The following is a 16323-nucleotide window of genomic DNA, read 5'->3' as shown; positions in this document are numbered from 1 at the left end:
GATGGGTTTCGGGGTCGTCAGACCCCGAGACACCAGCGCAGGATTGCCTTTTGCGCATGAAGGCGGTTTTCGGCCTCGTCGAAGATCACCGATTGCGGGCCGTCCATGACTTGGCTGGTCACTTCCTCTTCCCGATGGGCGGGCAGGCAATGCATGAACAGCGCATCGGGCGCGGCATGGGCCATGAGGGCGGCATCGACCCGGTAGGGCCGCAACTGGTTGTGCCGCCGTTCGCGGGTGGATTGCGGATCGTGCATCGACACCCAAGTGTCGGTCACAACCAGATCGGCACCGGCCACGGCCTTGGCGGCGTCGCGCTCAATCTCGATGGTGGCACCTTTCGCCCGGGCTTCGGCGACGAAGACGGGATCGGGGTCAAGGGTCGGTGGGCCGGTAAACGTCAGATCAAAGCCGAACTGCCCAGCCGCATGCAGGAATGAGGCGCAGACATTGTTGCCATCGCCAGTCCAGACCACTTTCTTGCCGGCGATCGGTCCGCGATGTTCCTCATATGTCAGGATATCAGCCATGATCTGGCAGGGGTGGGTTCGATTGGTGAGACCGTTGATGACTGGCACGCTGGCATGGTCGGCCAATTCCAGCAGGGTCGATTCCTCAAACGTCCGGATCATGATCAGATCGACATAGCGTGACAGCACCCGGGCCGTGTCGGCAATGGTTTCGCCATGGCCCAACTGCATCTCGGTGCCGGACAGCACGATGGATTGGCCGCCCATCTGGCGGATGCCCACGTCAAAGGACACCCGGGTCCGGGTCGAGGGCTTTTCAAAGACCAAGGCCACCATTTTTCCCGCCAGCGGCTGATCGGCATCGACCATGCCCTTGGATTGGCCCTGACGGGCGACCTTCATGGCGCGTGCCTGATCAATCATCGCACGGAGATCGGTGGGGTCGGTCTTGTTGATATCGAGAAAATGCATCGTGTTTCAGCCTTTGAAAATCATGACGCGGACCTTGTCACCGTCGTCGCAATCGCGGATTTCGGAACCGTCGAATCCGGCCTTTTCATAGGCCGCAATCGCACGGAGGTTGGTCGGGTCGGGGTCAACGCAGACACAGGGCGCACCCCGGTCTAACAGCGCCTGAGCCCGGCTGCGCAAATAGCCGCTGGCATGGCCCTGTCCCAGAAAGTCAGGGTCGCCCAGAAACGTGTCCAGGGCGCGGGCCGCTTTCGGCAGATCGGCGTAGTGCGGGGCAGGCCAATGATGCGCCGGATAGTCCTGCACGAAGGCGAAGGGGGTGCCCTCGTGCCAAACGATGCGCATATCGGCCTGTCCACTGTCCATGTCGGCACCGATCAGGGCGATCTCGGTCTCGGGGTCGCCCCACCAGCCACCGATATGGGCGCCGGACAACCAGTGCCGCAGCCGTGGAATATCTGCCCGGGTGACGGGCAGAAATGTGTACTCAGGCCGGGACATGGGCCGCAATCGCGGTTGCGGCTTGATCAAGGCGGGTGATGGCGGCGTCAATCTCATCGTCCGAGATGGTCAACGCCGGCAGCAGCCGCAACACATTGTCCGCCGCCGGAACGGTCAGGACCAAGGCGTCATATCCGGCCTTGACCACGTCAACGACGGACGGCTTACAGCGCAGCCCCAGCATCAAACCCGTGCCGCGCACACTGTCAAAAACCTCGGGGTGGTCCGCGACCAACCCGTCCAGCTTCTGGCGCAGCACCGCAGACTTGCGATTGACCTCGGCCAAGAACGCCGGGTCCGAGACATGGCGCATCACTTCCAATCCGATGGCGCAAGCCAGAGGATTGCCGCCATAGGTCGAGCCGTGGGTTCCGGCGGTCATCCCCGATGCGGCATTTTCAGTGGCCAGAACCGCCCCCAGTGGGAAGCCGCCGCCAATGCCCTTGGCGACCATCAGGATGTCCGGCTCGATCCCGGCCCATTCATGGGCAAACAGCTTGCCGGTCCGTCCCATGCCGCATTGTACCTCGTCGAGGATCAGCAGGGTGCCGGTGGCGTCGCACAGGTCACGCAGGCCTTTCAGGCAGCCATCCGACAGGGGCCGGATGCCGCCCTCACCCTGAATCGGCTCAATCAAAATCGCGGCGGTTTTGTCGGTGATGGCCGCCCGGACCGCGTCATGATCGCCAAACGGCAAATGCGTGAAGCCGGGCAGGACGGGGCCAAAGCCGCCGATCATCTTCGGGGTGCCCGCGGCCGCGATCCCAGCCGAGGACCGGCCATGGAACGAGCCGTCAAAAGCGATGATCTCGGTCCGCTCGGGCTGGCCCTTTTCGAACCAGTATTTCCGCGCCATCTTGACCGCCAGCTCACAGGCCTCGGTGCCGGAATTGGTGAAGAACACGGTATCGGCGAAGGTCGCGCCGACCAAGGCATCCGCCAGCGCCTGCTGCTGCGGAATCGTGTAAAGATTGGAAACATGCCACAGCGCGCCCGCCTGATCGGTCAGGGCCTTGACCAGCGCCGGGTGGGCATGGCCAAGCGCCGTGACGGCGATCCCGGCACAAAGATCCAGAAAGCGGCGGCCATCGGCCTCAATCAGCCAGCTGCCTTCGCCCTTTACGAAAGACAATGGTGCGCGGTTATAGGTCGGCAGAACAGACGGGATCATCTGGAAAATCCTTGAACAGAAGCCCTTTGGTGCCGCAGACACGGGGGCAAGTCAATATTGGGGGGTAGGGATATGGAAATCAGAACGCAGGACAGGACGGCCTGCACCCTAACGGGGCGGGCTCAGGCTTAGACGCGTCGGCGTCGCGATGAGGTCCGAGTTTCCATGGCGGAACTTTTAACAGCCTTCGAGATATTCGGAAAGGGGCAAAGCGGCAGGTTGGATGTGTCAGCACCCCGGCAGATTGACAGCCAAGCCGCCTTGCGAGGTCTCTTTGTATTTCTCGTTCATGTCACGTCCGGTCTGGCGCATGGTTTCGATACAGTTGTCCAGCGGCATGAAATGACTGCCATCGCCGCGTAAGGCAAGGGATGCCGCCGAAACCGCTTTGATTGCGCCCAAGGCGTTGCGTTCAATGCAGGGCACCTGCACCAATCCGGCGGCGGGGTCGCAGGTCATGCCCAGATGATGCTCCAGTGCAATCTCGGCCGCGTTCTCGATCTGTGCATTGGTGCCGCCAAGTGCCGCGCAAAGGCCTGCCGCCGCCATTGAAGACGCAGACCCGACCTCGCCCTGACAGCCGACTTCCGCCCCCGAGATTGAGGCCCGGTGTTTGATCAACCCGCCGATGGCTGCCGCCACCAGCAGAAAGTCGCGGATGCCGGATTGATTCGCGCCAAGGCAATGGTCCCGGTAATAGCGGATCACCGACGGCACGACGCCCGCAGCGCCATTGGTGGGCGAGGTGACGACCCGCCCGCCCGCCGCGTTCTCTTCGTTGACCGCCATGGCATAAACCGACAGCCAATCGTTGACGACATGGGGCTGGGCCTGATTGCGCCCGGCCTCTGATTGCAACTGGTCATGGATGGCCTTAGCGCGGCGGCGGACGTTCAGTCCTCCGGGCAGGATACCCTCGGTTTGCAGGCCCCGGTCGATGACCGCCGACATCACCTCCCACAGGGCGTCAAGGTCGGCATCAAGGGGCGGGGCAAGGCGATAGGCCTCTTCATTGGCACGCTTCATTGCCGCGATGCTCAGACCGGATGCGCGGCCCATCGCCAGCATATCAGTGGCCGACCCGAACGGATATGGCAGGCCCAGTGCGGCCTTGGCGGCGCCAAGGTCATTTTTGCCGCTGTCCCGGCGCTGAAGTTCCGTGTCGGTGATCACGAAGCCGCCGCCGATCGAGTAATAGGTTTGGGTCATGTAGGGGTTGCCGGCCTGATCAAAGGCTCGCAGGATCAGTCCGTTGGCATGACCGGGCAGGGCGGGGCCATAATCAAACACCAGATCGGTTTCCGGGTCGAAGGCCAGATCGCCCAAGCCCGTGGGGTGTATCCGACCGGTGCGACGGACCTCAGCCTCCAGGGTTTCGGCCGCGTCCGGATCAAGGGTCGCGGGCTCTAGGCCGCAGAGCCCGAGGATCACAGCCCGGTCGGTGGCGTGGCCCTTGCCAGTAAAGGCCAGACTGCCGTGCAGCGATGCGCTGAGCCGCGCCAGATTGCCGGCGCCGGGGATTTTTTCTGCGCCGCCCCGCAGATCCTCCAGAAACAGCGCGGCCGCTGTCATGGGCCCCATGGTGTGGGACGACGACGGGCCGATGCCGACCTTGAAGAGATCAAAGACACTTAGAAACATGATCCTACCTTGCGGTGCGCGCCGCTCAAAGTGCAATGCAAAATTTGGCGATGACGGTCGATCCGGGGTCCACACGCGGCGCAAGCCGCGTGCCCGGCCCAACTGCCGCAGATCGCAGATCGAGGCGGGCGGGAGGCCACCATCGCCGGCTATCGCGCCCGCGGCTTGGCGCGAAGGGTCGGGTCTGCTTGGGTCGGGTCCTCTGGCCAAGGGTGGCGCGGATAGCGCGCGCGCATGTCTTTGCGCACGTCGTCATAGCTGCCGGTCCAAAACCCGGGCAGATCCGTCGTCGTCTGAACCGGGCGTCCGGCGGGCGAAAGCAAGGTGACCCGCAACGGATGTCCCGCCACATTGGGGTGCTGGGTGACCCCGAACATTTCTTGCAATCGCAGCGCGATCTCGGGGGCGTCGCCGCTATAGTCAATCGCCACTTGCCGGCCCAGCGGGGTTTTGAAATGCGGCGGCGCCATCCGGTCCAGTGCCTGCACCTCGTCCCAACTGAGCCGCGCCAGCAGGGCCGGGGTGGGATCCAGCGCCTTCAGATCGGCCTCTGTGCGGATCTGGTGCAGATAGAGCAGCAGCCAGTCTTCCGCTTCGGCCAGCAATGCCGCGTCCGAGGGATCGGGCAAATCCGGCAGGGCGTCCCGGGCCAAAGCCAAACGGGCCCGCAGCAGGGCAAAGGCCGGGACCGGTTTCAACGCCCCTAGGCCCAGATCGCGCAAGCCGGCCAGGGCTGCCGCCGCGCGGCGCTCTGGCGGCACGTCACGCCAGTTCTGATCGCTGAGGGCCAGTGCGCCGAACCGCTCTTGCACCCGGGCGGCGACCCGGCGGTCCCGGCGCGACCAGACACAGCTTTCGACGGTGTGAATTTGGTCGGGAAACAGGGCGCGCAGCGCGCTTTCGCTCAGCGGCAAGGCCTGCCGAATCCGGGCGTCGCGCGGATCGCCATCCAAATCTGTGGCGACCAGAAGCCGAGTGCCGGCCAGTGGATCGCTCGGATCCATAGTGGCGCCTTTGCCGCCGCTGAGCACCCAACGTGGGGCCTCGCCAGCCCGGCGCAGGCCGATGCGGTCGGGATAGGCCAGCGCCGCCATTTCGGCCGGGTCCAATGGGGCAGTTCCTTGGCCGGGCAAACGCCGCAAGCGCCGGGCCTCGCTGCGAATTCGTTCCAGCGCCGCCCGGTTGACGGTCGGGCCGCGCCCGGCACCTGCGCGGCCAGGATTGGACAAAGCCTCCAGCCGCAAGGTCAGATCGGACGCGGCGCCGCGCAGCGGGTCGCGGTCTGACAGAAGGGCCGCCAGATCGGCCGCGGCGGGGCCTGCCGTGGCCAGCATATGTGCCAGCCGGGGGTGCAGCGGCGTCGTTGCCAAGACCTTGCCATGGGCGGTGATCTGGCCGGTCGGGCCAAGGGCGCCAAGCTGTTGCAGCAGCGCCTGCGCTTCGGACAGGGCCGCCTCGGGGGGCGGGGACAGAAATGCCAATTCCGCCGCACGCGCCCCCCAAAGCGCCAAATCCAGCGCCAGTCCGGTCAGGTCGGCGGCTTCGATCTCGGCTGGGGCAAATCCAGCCATCGCGCCTTCTTCGCCCTTGGTCCAGAGACGGTAACAGATCCCCGGGGCGACCCGTCCAGCCCGGCCGCGCCGCTGCTCGGCCTCGGCCCGGGTCACGCGTTCGGTCACCAACCGCGACATGCCCGACCCGGGATCAAAACGCGCCCGCCGCGCCCGTCCAGCGTCGACCACAACGCGGATATCTTCAATTGTTAAAGAGGTTTCGGCGATCGCCGTCGCCAGCACCAGCTTGCGCCCGACCCGGGCCGGGGCAATGGCGGCGCGTTGGGCCGCCGCATCCATCGCCCCGAACAACGGTTGGACGACGCAAGTATCGGGCAATCGCCCCTCTAGCGCGCTGGCCACGCGGCGGATTTCACCCTCGCCGGGCAAAAAGACCAGAACGCCGCCTTCGGTTTCGGCAACGGCTTGTCGGACCAGATCTGCGGTGGCCGCCTCTAGGCGGGCCATTCGGTCCAACGGCCGGTCCAGCCACCGGGTCTCCACAAGGAAGCTGCGCCCTTCTGAGGTCACCATCGGCGCATCGTCCAGCAGCGCGGCCACCGGCGCGGCATCCAGCGTTGCCGACATCACCAGAAGTTTTAGATCGTCGCGCAGAGCGTTGCGCACCTCCCATGTCAGGGCCAGACCCAAATCTGCTTGCAGTGAGCGTTCGTGAAATTCGTCGAAGATTACGAGGCCGACACCGTCAAGGCCGGGGTCGCCCTGAAGGCGGCGGGTCAGAATGCCTTCGGTGACCACTTCAATCCGGGTCGCGTCGGAGACTTTGGCCTCGCCGCGCATCCGGTAGCCAACCGTTTGGCCGACGTCTTCGCCAAGGGTATGGGCCATCCGTTCGGCGCTGGCGCGGGTCGCCAGACGTCGGGGTTCCAGCATCAGAATGCGGCCCTGCACAATTCCGGCTTCAAGCAAGGCCAGCGGCACCCGGGTGGTCTTGCCAGCGCCGGGGGGGGCTTGCAGAACCGCGCGGCCTTGGGCCTGAAGTGCAGCGATCAGATCGGGCAGGCATCCCTCGATCGGCAGGTCAGAGACTGGCAAATCTGTTACCGGCGCGACAGGCGCGCAGTGCCGAAATCGGTGGAGAATTCGGCCGAAGACAGCGCATACTGGTCCTTGCCCATCCGCTCATAGTTCATGCTGACCGGCCACGACGACCGTTCGGCCATTTCCTTGGGGCTGAATCCGGCAATCCTGCGATAGGTTCCGGTGCAAGTGATCTCGTCGCCACTGCCGCTTTTGGATGACATCGTCAGACGGCTGCGACGATTGCCGTCAAACAGTTCGACGTTCATTTTGCAAACGTCCTGAGCCGATTGGTTGCGCAATATCATATAGGCGGCGGTCATCGGATCGACTGTTCCAGCTTGCTCCGCGGCTGGGGCCGCATATTTCTGAGGCTTGCTGCGGGCCGGTGTCCGGGTGATTTCTGGAATGCCATTGCGATAGTGAAAGGCACGCTCGACGCGGCCTTTTTTTGAGTTGGTCACTTCCTTGAACGTCGAAGGCTTCAAGGTGCCTCCGGTCTCGCGGCCTGTTGCCACGACATCTGCGCCACCGTCGAAAAGCGCTGCCATCAATCCGGTCGCCTTGGCGGAGCCGCGGGCCTCGTACTGATCGCCCTGGGTGGTGGCTTCAAAGGCAAGGACGCCGACCCGAATGCCAAGCACGCTGATGTCAAAAGTGCCCTTTTCCTGCTCCTGCGCGGCAACCGGCGTAGATAGCGCGCTTGCCAGCAAGGCTGCAACCAAGGCCATGATCGTCCGGCTGTGGAACATGGGGCATCCCCTATAAATGAATTGGTGTCTCTCTGGACATAGTCTGGGAGACCGGGCAAGACAACGTCAACCACGCAACGTGCAGCCTTGCTGCCCTGTTCCCTCCGGAGGCCCGATGACGCCCGGTGAGCCCAGCACTCTTGTCTCGGATCTTGCCCCCGGTGTTCTGGCCGGTGAACGGCGGGCCATTGCCCGCGCAATCACCCTGATTGAAAGCCGGCGCAAGGATCATCGGATCGCGGCCAACCTGTTGTTGGAACAATTGCGGGCGTCGAACCGCCAAGCGCTGCGAATCGGTTTGTCCGGCACCCCCGGTGTGGGCAAGTCGACTTTCATCGAATCATTTGGTTTGCAGCTGACCGGGCAGGGTTTGAAAGTGGCGGTGTTGGCTGTCGATCCCAGTTCGGCACGGTCGGGCGGGTCCATCCTCGGCGATAAAACCCGGATGGAACGCCTGTCGCGGGATCCGCTGGCCTATATTCGGCCTTCGCCCAGTCAGACCCATCTGGGCGGCGTTGCCCGCCGAACCCGCGAATCCGTCAGCCTGTGCGAAGCGGCGGGGTTTGATGTCGTGTTGATTGAAACCGTCGGGGTCGGTCAATCTGAAACCGTGGTCGCTGAAATGGCAGATATTTTTCTGCTGCTGATGGCCCCGGCTGGCGGCGATGAGCTGCAAGGCGTCAAGCGCGGCATCATGGAGATCGCTGATCTGATTCTTGTCAACAAAGCCGATGGCGATCTGAAAGCGGCCGCCACGCGCACCTGTGCCGATTACGCAGGGGCCCTGCGGTTGTTGCGGCGCAGACCGCAGGACCCGGATGACTTTCCCAAGGCGATGATGGTGTCTGCGATCGAAAACAGCGGCTTACAGTCGGCGTGGTCGCAAATTCAGGCGCTTGCGGCTTGGCGTCGTGCGCAGGGCCATTGGCAGAAGCGGCGCGATGCACAGGCGCGGCACTGGTTCGAAGAAGAGGTGCGGCAGGGTATCTTGGCGCGATTGACTGATGATGCCGCCGCGCGCGCCCAGATGGCGCAGCTTGGAGAGACGGTCGCATCGGGGGCGCAAACGCCCGCGCTGGCGGCCGAGCAGATGTTGACTTGGCTTCGTGGCGACGATTCAATACTTGACGACTCCCATCAAACCCCGTAACTCCGCCCAACGAATTCTGGGCGCTGCACATGCGGCGTCCCTTTGTATTGAACCGGCAGACAGGGGATCGCCCTTTTCCGCCCGAACCTGAGGAAGATCACATGGCACGCCGCTGCGAACTTACCGGAAAAGGCCCGATGGTTGGCAACAATGTCAGCCATGCCAAAAACAGAACCCGTCGGCGGTTCCTGCCCAACCTGCAGGTCGTCTCGCTGATTTCGGACACGCTTGGTCAGACATTCAAGCTCCGGATCTCGAACGCAGCATTGCGCAGCGTTGATCACCGTGGCGGTCTGGACTCTTTTCTTGCTAAAGCAAAAGAGACCGAACTGTCGGCTGACGCTCTGAAGATCAAGAAAAACATCGAAAAGGCTCAGGTTCCGGCCTGATCGACCTTTCGATCGTTTTCCCTGAAGGACGATGAATCGCCCCGCCATTGTGCGGGGCTTTTTCATGGCGAATCGCCATGTGCAGGTGACCCGCCAAGAACCTCATCGACCCATGAGGGCACCAAGGTGCTTGCGGGGCCGCGCCGTACATCGTCGAAATATGGCGTGATGTCCGAGCGATCAAGATTCAGTTCCAGCGTGGTCGCGCCGGCCGCCGCAGCCTCTTGCACGAATGCTGCGGCCGGATAGACCTGCCCGGATGTGCCGATGGCGACAAAGTGCTGGCAGCCCGAGATCGCGCTGGCGATTTGATCCAGATGCAGGGGCGTCTCACCGAACCAAACCACAGCGGGGCGGGTGGCTTGCGCCCGGCAAGTCGGGCAGCGATCGGATGCGGCCATTTCGACGGGGGCAGGCCAATGGTCGCCGCACTGATTGCAGAACGCTTCGTTCAGACGCCCGTGCATATGCAGGACCCGCAGGCTTCCAGCCCGCTCGTGCAAATCATCGACGTTCTGGGTGACAATAAGCAGCCTGTCCCCCCAAGCCGATTCCAGCCGCGCTAAGGCCAGATGGGCCGGGTTCGGCTGTGCGGTCAGGCATTGGGCACGGCGCGCGTTGTAAAAGGCGTGCACAAGCGCCGGATCGCGGGCAAAACCTTCGGGCGTTGCCACATCGTCCAGATTGTATCGTGACCACAGACCTTGCGCATCGCGAAAGGTGCCGAGCCCGCTTTCGGCGGACAGGCCGGCACCGGTCAGGATCACAGTGTGGGGGGCGGCAGGGCCACGTGTGGTCGGTCTCAGCCGCGCCTCCACCCGAATCGTCCGTTTAGCCGCAGGATTGCGATGCCACTGAGCCAAAGGCCTTGTAGCGCTTCCAGAAGCTTTCGTCGGTGCTGCGATCCGATTGCCGGACCTCTTGGGCACGGTGTGGGTCCTTAAAGAAAGACGCGGCGATCCGTTGGTCCCGGTTGGTCAGTGTCCGGTTCGCGACGCTTTGAATGCAGGTGCACACCGATCTGGTGGCGCCTCTGCGTCCCGAATCGACGCATGCGTTTTCAATTTTCCCCGCATGGACGGCCCCTGCCGTAAGGATCGGGAATGCAAGAATAGCTCCTGCAATCAATAGGATATGTCTGGGTTTCATGCTCTGCCTCTTCTCACTCTACGGTGATTGCACCTTAAATATGGCAAATTTTCGTTGAATCGGCAATTGCGAAGACAATCGGGGGCAGACTGCCCGCCGGATTCCGATTTTGGCGGGGTGGGAACCAGACGGCCCCAGTGGCGTTGGGTGGCAACTGAAACAAATAGGAGACCCGCATGACACGCTTCTTTGCAACCGCGCTTGTGCTGCTAACTCTGACCGCCTGCGAGACCGTGGGAGGTTTTGGTGAAGACGTCCAGAATGCCGGTGATTCGATCACTGATACATCGAACGAGGTGCAGTCGGACATGTAACGGAGGCCGTTTCCCCCCGCGGGCCTCCAGACCCCGTCCGCATTTTCGGGCGGGGTCTTTGCGTATCTGGTGCTTGTGCCTTATGCCCTCCGCCCTCCGCCCTAAATGGCGGTTGGGTCGGTGCCGGACAGTTCGGGTGATAGGTGGCACAGGGCGTCATATTGAGACAAGAACACGCGGCCTGTCAGGTCCTCCAAAAAGTGCGACGTTTTCAGGCGGTCCGAGACCGGACCCTTGACCTCGGACAGATGCAGACGCACGTTCATTTCTTTTAAGCGGTGATTGATCGCCTCAAGGCTTTCCAGTGCGCTGAGATCAATCGCATTCACCGCCGAACACATCAGCACAACATCCCGGATCGGGCAGTCCGATGCGACACGGTCCGACAGGTAGTCCTCAAGATAGCGGGCATTGGCGAAATACAGGCTTTCGTCGATCCTTAGGGTCAGGACCGCAGGGTCGGTCAGAACCGAATGGCGCAAGATGTTGCGGAAATGTTGGGTTCCCGGCACCAGCCCGACCTCTGCGATATGGGGGCGCGAGGTCTTGTGAAGATGCAACAGGATTGACACCAGAACCCCTGCGGTGACCCCGGTTTCCACGCCCAGTCCCAGCGTCAGCAGCATGGTCGTCGCAACGGCAAGGAAATCGGACTTCGCATAGGCCCAACTGCGCGGCAGGATCGAGAAGTCGACCAGCGACAGCACCGCCACGATGATCGTCGCGGCCAAAGTTGCGGTGGGCAGGAAATAGATCAAGGGGGTCAGAACAAGGGCAGCGATGCCCAAGCCCACGGCGGTGAACGCCCCAGCGGCGGGGGTTTCGGCGCCTGCGTCGAAATTCACCACCGAGCGGGAAAAGCCGCCCGTCACCGGGTACCCGCCGGTAAAGGCCGCTGCGATATTGGCCGCGCCCAAGCCAATCAGTTCTTGATCAGGGTCGATCCGCTGGCGTTTCTTCGCGGCAAGGGTCTGCGCGACCGAGATCGATTCGACAAAGCCGATGACCGAGATCAGAAATGCCGGTAGGAGCAGCAGCCGGATCAGGTCGGGCGAGAACGAGGGCAGTGTCAGCGGCGGTAAGCCTTGTGGGATTGCCCCGACAACCCGAACGCCGTCTGCCTCCAGCCCCAGCGCCCAGACCAACGCCGTGGTCCCCACCACTGCCATGACCGGCCCGGCCTTGGTCGCCATATCTGCCGCGCGTGGCCCCAGACCGAGCCGCCCTAGAAGCGGCCGTAAGCCCTTGCGCACCCAAAATAGAAAGGCCGTCGCAGACAGCCCGATCAACAACGTAGCGACGTTCGTTGAGGGCAGATTTTGCAACAACGATAGAGTCATTTCTGGCAAGGTGCTGCCCGATGCCGGGATTCCCAGAATGTGCTTCAACTGACTGACAGCGATCAGAATTCCGCTGGCCGTGATAAACCCTGCAATCACCGGGTGGGACAGGAAATTGGCCAGAAATCCCAACTTCAACAGGCCCATCACCAGCAAAATCGCCCCGGATAGACCGGCCAGCGTTAGAGCGGCCACCGCATAGCCCATACTGCCCTGATCCGCGATCGTGCCAAGCGCGGCTGCTGTCATCAGAGAAATCACGGCGACTGGCCCCACCGCCAAGGCGCGGCTGGTCCCGAAGATCGCATAAAGCACGATCGGCGCGATCGAGGCATAAAGCCCCGCCTCGGGCGGCAGCCCGGCCAGTAACGCATAGGCCAGGGATTGTGGGATCAGCATGATCGTAACGATGATCGCCGCCATCAGATCGCCGGACAAGGTGTGGCGGTCATACTGACGGCCCCATTGCAGGATCGGAACGTAGCGGCGAAGCGATTTCAGGGTCAAAGAGTCAGTATCCGGATGAGAACGTTGAAAAGGCCCGTTTGGGGCGTGTCACGCCGCACAGACGAACCTTCAGGTGGTTGTGTCGCCCTGCGGACACGTTTCGCGCCTGCGCCGCCACAGCGTGGTGATCGGGCCGGATTACAATGAATTGATCGGCACCTTCAGCATCGGATTCCCGTTGTCGTCTGTCGGTATCTCGCCCGCGCGCATGTTGACCTGAAGCGACGGGATGATCAGGCGCGGCATGGCCAAGGTTGCATCGCGCTCGGTACGGAACTTGACGAAATCCGCCTTGGTCTTGCCGCCACCCACATGAATATTATGGGCTTTCTCTTCGCTCACGGTGGTTTCCCACTGAATGTCGCGCCCGTTGGGGCCGTAATCATGGCACATGAACAGACGCATCGCATCGGGCAGGGCCAGCACTTTTTGAATACTGTCATACAGCGTCCCGGCATCGCCGCCGGGGAAATCGGCCCGGGCTGACCCGCCGTCGGGCATGAACAGGGTGTCGCCGACGAAGGCGGCATTGCCGATCACATGCACCATGCAGGCCGGGGTGTGGCCGGGTGTGGCCAAGGCGACCGCTTCCATGTTGCCGATCTGATAGGTGTCGCCATCAGAAAACAAGGCATCGAACTGACTGCCGTCGCGCTCGAACTCGGTGCCTTCGTTGAAAATCTTTCCGAACGTATCCTGGACGACCATAATTTTGTCACCGGTGCCAATCTTTCCGCCAAGAGCCGCCTGAATATAAGGGGCTGCGGACAGGTGATCGGCATGAACATGGGTTTCGATGATCCAGTCCAGCGTCAGATTCTGAGCGCGAATGTAGGCGATCATCGCATCGGCATGATCATAGGTGATCCGACCGGCGGCATAGTCGATGTCCATGACGGAATCGATTACCGCACAGGCAGAAGATGCCGGATCCCGCACCACATAGCTGATGGTGTTGGTTGCGCCGTCAAAGAAGGCTTCGACCTCGGGTGTGACGTCCATATGGATAGGAAAAGGGGGCATGGGGGACTCCGGTGTCGTGAGGAATGCGGCATCATTTGCGCCAAGAATAACGCTTATCCGTAGGGTTTGCCGGCGCGATCCGTGGCCTTTCGGATGGATCAGACCACCATGTGCCGGGCGCGCGCACCGCGTTCGATCGCAGCGGCATGCAAGCGATCGACGTCCAGTTCATAGCGGATTTCTTCCAACAAGCGCAGTTCTTCCTCGCCCAGAAATCCGTCCGCAGCGGCCACATCGCAGGCCATCGCATAGGCGGTTTCGTTCAAATGCGGCGGCAGCCCTTCGCGGATCAGTCCGAACAGGGCGTCCAGCCCATCTTCTTCCTCGAACAGTTCGAACACCAACTCGCTGATCTTGTGCAGCCGCTCGAGCACGTAATCGGAAAAGATCGGCAAATGATTGACAGTGGACTGGATTTTCACAAGTTCCGAAGTCCGGATATGTTCGTCCGAGGCGGAAACGGCGATCATGATGGCCACCAGGGCATCCTGTGGGCTGAGCTGGGGCAGGTCTTGGGGCACGGCGGCTTCCTTCATGGGCGGTCGGGGTCATTTGTCGCACAGAATATTGACGCGCGATGCCGGCAACAATAGGGAGACGGCACGCCGAGGCAATGGGCCTCGGCCCCAACCGACCGGAATAGACCCATGACCGACCTGCGCACCGCCGCCCTAGCCTCGAAAGCCTGGCCCTTTGAGGAAGCGCGCCGGGTGCTCAAACGCTATGAAAAAGCGCCGCCGGAAAAGGGCTATGTCCTGTTCGAGACCGGCTATGGCCCCTCGGGTCTGCCGCATCTTGGCACCTTTGGCGAAGTGTCGCGCACAACCATGATCCGCCGCGCCTTTGAGATCATCAGCGATATTCCGACCAAACTGCTGTGCTTTTCGGATGACATGGACGGGATGCGCAAAATTCCCGAGAACGTGCCCAATCCCGAAATGCTGCGCGAGCATTTGCAGCGTCCCCTGACCGCCGTGCCGGATCCCTTCGGCACCCATCCAAGTTTTGGCGAGCATAACAATGCCATGTTGCGCCGGTTCCTCGATACGTTTGGCTTCCAGTACGATTTTGCCAGCGCGACCGACTATTACAAATCGGGCAAAATGGACGAGATTCTTCTGCGTGCCGTCGACAAGTACGACGACATCATGAAGATCATGCTGAAATCCCTGCGGGAAGAACGGCGCGAGACCTATTCGTGCTTCTTGCCGATCTCGCCGATTTCGGGCCGGGTGCTTTATGTTCCGATGAAAGAGGTCAATGCGGCGAACGGCACCGTGACCTTCACCGACGAAGACGGTCAAGACGTGACGGTTCCGGTCACCGGAGGCAACGTCAAGCTGCAGTGGAAGCCCGATTTCGGTGCCCGCTGGGCGGCGCTTGGAGTCGATTTTGAAATGTATGGCAAGGACCACGCTGCCAATACGCCGATCTATGACGGGATTTGCCGGGTTCTGGGGGGTCGCGCGCCCGAACACTTTACCTATGAGCTGTTCCTGGATCAGAGCGGTCAGAAAATCTCGAAATCCACCGGAAACGGCTTGTCGATCGACGAATGGCTGACCTATGCGTCGACGGAATCCTTGAGCTATTTCATGTTCCTAAAGCCGAAGACTGCCAAGCGGATGCATTTCGATGTCATTCCCAAGGCGGTGGATGAGTATCACCAGCAACTGCGCGCCTATCCCGACCAAGACGACGCCGGAAAGCTGGCCAACCCGGTGTTTCACATCCACGGCCACAACGTGCCCGCCTCGGATATGGTTGTGTCCTTTGCCATGCTGCTGAACCTCGCCTCGGTGGCGTCGGCGGAAAACAAGGACGCGCTGTGGGGCTTCATCGGGCGCTATGCACCGGATGCGACGCCAGAGTCTCATCCCGGTCTGGATGCGGCGGCGGGCTTTGCGGTGCAGTATTACAATGACTTTGTAAAACCCAGCAAAGTCTACCGCGCCCCGACCGAAACAGAGCGCGCTGCGCTGTCCGATCTGGCCGTCCGCTTGGGCGACTGGACCGGGGGGGCGGATGCTGAGGCGCTGCAATCTTTGGTCTTTGCCGTGGGCAAGGATCACGGGTTCGAACCGCTGCGGACGTGGTTCACTGCGATCTATGAGGTTCTGCTTGGGGCCAGCCAAGGCCCGCGCTTTGGCGGCTTTATCGCGCTTTACGGTGTCGATGAAACCATCGCTCTGATTGAGACCGCCTTGACCCGGGACGCAGCCACCGCCTGACATCTGGCCCTGTCTTCCGGTCCCGCCGGAAGACAGGCGTCGCGTGGGCGAATGGTGCCGATCCGGCCCTATGGGCCATCGGCAAGCACTGATCCAAGCCGTGCGACCGCCCCGTCAAGAACCGTTGTGATGTCGCCTGTGTCGGTGCGAAAGCTGAACGTGTTGAAAGGTCTGGCCCCGTATCCCTGTTCAATCATGTGTTGGGCGCGGGCGATCTCAGACACCGATAAGCGGCGGCTGCGGTCTTGGCCGGTGATGTTCTCAAGCGATGCCTGTAAGCCAACACAGTGCGTCTCGATCTGTGCCGCTTGGAAGCGCCGTCTCAAGAATATCCAATTGAGACAGCGCATCGGATAGGCGATCACCACGGTCGATGTCGCGTCAAACGCGGTCATGCTTGCAGTGAATATGCCTCTGTTTGTTGACAGGCTTGAAGCATACCAAGGCCCGTGCGGGTCCGAAAACCTGTCGCCGTCCAGAAACTGGCCTGCAAGCCGATCCGCCAACAGACGGCCAAAGGTGGTTTTCCCAACGCCGATCGGTCCATCAAGGATGATGGCGTGTTTCTTGTGGTTTTCGGTCGTCATGGCTGGAAGGCTATGACGACCGTGCTGTTTGAG

Annotated in this window: 15 protein-coding genes; 4 read left to right on the top strand and 11 right to left on the bottom strand. The window is 62.0% G+C overall.

Features of this window, described 5'->3' with window-relative positions:
* Window positions 1-17: 17 nt before the first annotated feature.
* From argF to BV911_RS06160, 6 genes are all read right to left on the bottom strand, one after another.
* Window positions 18-941: an ornithine carbamoyltransferase gene (gene argF, locus BV911_RS06185; protein ID WP_086052726.1), complete on the bottom strand. Its 924-nt coding sequence runs from the start codon at window positions 939-941 to the stop codon at window positions 18-20.
* Between the two features lie 6 nt (window positions 942-947).
* Entirely contained in the window at window positions 948-1442 is a 495-nt protein-coding gene (locus BV911_RS06180) for a GNAT family N-acetyltransferase (RefSeq protein ID WP_168183997.1), read from the bottom strand.
* On the bottom strand, window positions 1429-2613 hold the full coding sequence (locus tag BV911_RS06175; RefSeq protein ID WP_086052724.1) for an aspartate aminotransferase family protein: 1185 nt from the start codon (window positions 2611-2613) through the stop codon (window positions 1429-1431). The genes BV911_RS06180 and BV911_RS06175 overlap by 14 nt, the downstream gene beginning before the upstream one ends.
* Before the next feature lie 228 nt (window positions 2614-2841).
* Entirely contained in the window at window positions 2842-4254 is a 1413-nt protein-coding gene (locus tag BV911_RS06170; protein ID WP_086052723.1) for an L-serine ammonia-lyase, read from the bottom strand.
* Between the two features lie 149 nt (window positions 4255-4403).
* Window positions 4404-6863 carry an ATP-dependent helicase HrpB gene (gene hrpB, locus BV911_RS06165; RefSeq protein ID WP_086052722.1) on the bottom strand — a complete coding sequence of 820 codons (2460 nt, stop codon included), beginning with the start codon at window positions 6861-6863 and terminating at the stop codon, window positions 4404-4406.
* Window positions 6864-6868: 5 nt separating this feature from the next.
* Complete coding sequence (locus tag BV911_RS06160; RefSeq protein WP_086052721.1) at window positions 6869-7600, bottom strand: DUF3108 domain-containing protein; 732 nt, start codon at window positions 7598-7600, stop codon at window positions 6869-6871.
* 115 nt (window positions 7601-7715) lie between these two features.
* Here BV911_RS06160 and meaB point away from each other — a divergent pair, with 115 nt between their 5' ends.
* Window positions 7716-8750 carry a methylmalonyl Co-A mutase-associated GTPase MeaB gene (meaB, locus tag BV911_RS06155; RefSeq protein ID WP_086052720.1) on the top strand — a complete coding sequence of 345 codons (1035 nt, stop codon included), beginning with the start codon at window positions 7716-7718 and terminating at the stop codon, window positions 8748-8750.
* Between the two features lie 101 nt (window positions 8751-8851).
* On the top strand, window positions 8852-9139 hold the full coding sequence (gene rpmB, locus BV911_RS06150; RefSeq protein ID WP_086052719.1) for a 50S ribosomal protein L28: 288 nt from the start codon (window positions 8852-8854) through the stop codon (window positions 9137-9139).
* Between the two features lie 62 nt (window positions 9140-9201).
* Here the strand turns inward: rpmB and BV911_RS06145 are convergent, their stop codons facing one another.
* Window positions 9202-9957: an NAD-dependent deacylase gene (locus BV911_RS06145; RefSeq protein WP_240512162.1), complete on the bottom strand. Its 756-nt coding sequence runs from the start codon at window positions 9955-9957 to the stop codon at window positions 9202-9204.
* Between the two features lie 507 nt (window positions 9958-10464).
* Between BV911_RS06145 and BV911_RS06135 the strand changes: the two genes are divergently transcribed.
* Window positions 10465-10602 carry an entericidin A/B family lipoprotein gene (locus tag BV911_RS06135; protein WP_086052717.1) on the top strand — a complete coding sequence of 46 codons (138 nt, stop codon included), beginning with the start codon at window positions 10465-10467 and terminating at the stop codon, window positions 10600-10602.
* Window positions 10603-10703: 101 nt separating this feature from the next.
* On the opposite strand, the gene BV911_RS06130 is transcribed toward BV911_RS06135, so the two are convergent.
* The 3 genes from BV911_RS06130 to BV911_RS06120 form a co-directional block, all read right to left on the bottom strand.
* A complete protein-coding gene (locus BV911_RS06130; protein WP_240512170.1) occupies window positions 10704-12443 on the bottom strand; it encodes a SulP family inorganic anion transporter in 1740 nt (579 codons plus the stop codon).
* 144 nt (window positions 12444-12587) lie between these two features.
* The gene (locus tag BV911_RS06125; RefSeq protein WP_086052715.1) at window positions 12588-13472 is read right to left on the bottom strand and encodes an MBL fold metallo-hydrolase; all 885 of its coding nucleotides are present in this window, start codon (window positions 13470-13472) and stop codon (window positions 12588-12590) included.
* Window positions 13473-13570: 98 nt separating this feature from the next.
* Window positions 13571-13993, bottom strand: a complete 423-nt coding sequence (locus BV911_RS06120; protein WP_371587898.1) for a tellurite resistance TerB family protein — start codon at window positions 13991-13993, stop codon at window positions 13571-13573.
* Between the two features lie 126 nt (window positions 13994-14119).
* Between BV911_RS06120 and BV911_RS06115 the strand changes: the two genes are divergently transcribed.
* Window positions 14120-15703 (top strand): lysine--tRNA ligase, encoded by a 1584-nt coding sequence (locus BV911_RS06115; RefSeq protein ID WP_086052713.1) that lies wholly within the window; start codon window positions 14120-14122, stop codon window positions 15701-15703.
* A 68-nt stretch (window positions 15704-15771) separates the two neighbouring features.
* On the opposite strand, the gene BV911_RS06110 is transcribed toward BV911_RS06115, so the two are convergent.
* Complete coding sequence (locus tag BV911_RS06110; protein WP_086052712.1) at window positions 15772-16290, bottom strand: hypothetical protein; 519 nt, start codon at window positions 16288-16290, stop codon at window positions 15772-15774.
* Window positions 16291-16323: the final 33 nt, after the last annotated feature.

This window comes from Pseudoruegeria sp. SK021 (assembly GCF_002119405.1).
Taxonomy (GTDB): domain Bacteria; phylum Pseudomonadota; class Alphaproteobacteria; order Rhodobacterales; family Rhodobacteraceae; genus Meridianimarinicoccus.
The sequence above is the reverse complement of the archived record's forward strand: the minus strand, read 5'-3'. Positions and strand labels throughout refer to the sequence as shown.

What these genes read in the sequence shown, in the direction of transcription:
- argF (WP_086052726.1), bottom strand. Translation starts at nt 941, where the DNA reads ATGCATTTTCTCGATATCAACAAGACCGACCCCACCGATCTCCGTGCG.
- BV911_RS06180 (WP_168183997.1), bottom strand. Translation starts at nt 1,442, where the DNA reads ATGTCCCGGCCTGAGTACACATTTCTGCCCGTCACCCGGGCAGATATT.
- BV911_RS06175 (WP_086052724.1), bottom strand. Translation starts at nt 2,613, where the DNA reads ATGATCCCGTCTGTTCTGCCGACCTATAACCGCGCACCATTGTCTTTC.
- BV911_RS06170 (WP_086052723.1), bottom strand. Translation starts at nt 4,254, where the DNA reads ATGTTTCTAAGTGTCTTTGATCTCTTCAAGGTCGGCATCGGCCCGTCG.
- BV911_RS06160 (WP_086052721.1), bottom strand. Translation starts at nt 7,600, where the DNA reads ATGTTCCACAGCCGGACGATCATGGCCTTGGTTGCAGCCTTGCTGGCA.
- meaB (WP_086052720.1), top strand. Translation starts at nt 7,716, where the DNA reads ATGACGCCCGGTGAGCCCAGCACTCTTGTCTCGGATCTTGCCCCCGGT.
- rpmB (WP_086052719.1), top strand. Translation starts at nt 8,852, where the DNA reads ATGGCACGCCGCTGCGAACTTACCGGAAAAGGCCCGATGGTTGGCAAC.
- BV911_RS06135 (WP_086052717.1), top strand. Translation starts at nt 10,465, where the DNA reads ATGACACGCTTCTTTGCAACCGCGCTTGTGCTGCTAACTCTGACCGCC.
- BV911_RS06125 (WP_086052715.1), bottom strand. Translation starts at nt 13,472, where the DNA reads ATGCCCCCTTTTCCTATCCATATGGACGTCACACCCGAGGTCGAAGCC.
- BV911_RS06115 (WP_086052713.1), top strand. Translation starts at nt 14,120, where the DNA reads ATGACCGACCTGCGCACCGCCGCCCTAGCCTCGAAAGCCTGGCCCTTT.
- BV911_RS06110 (WP_086052712.1), bottom strand. Translation starts at nt 16,290, where the DNA reads ATGACGACCGAAAACCACAAGAAACACGCCATCATCCTTGATGGACCG.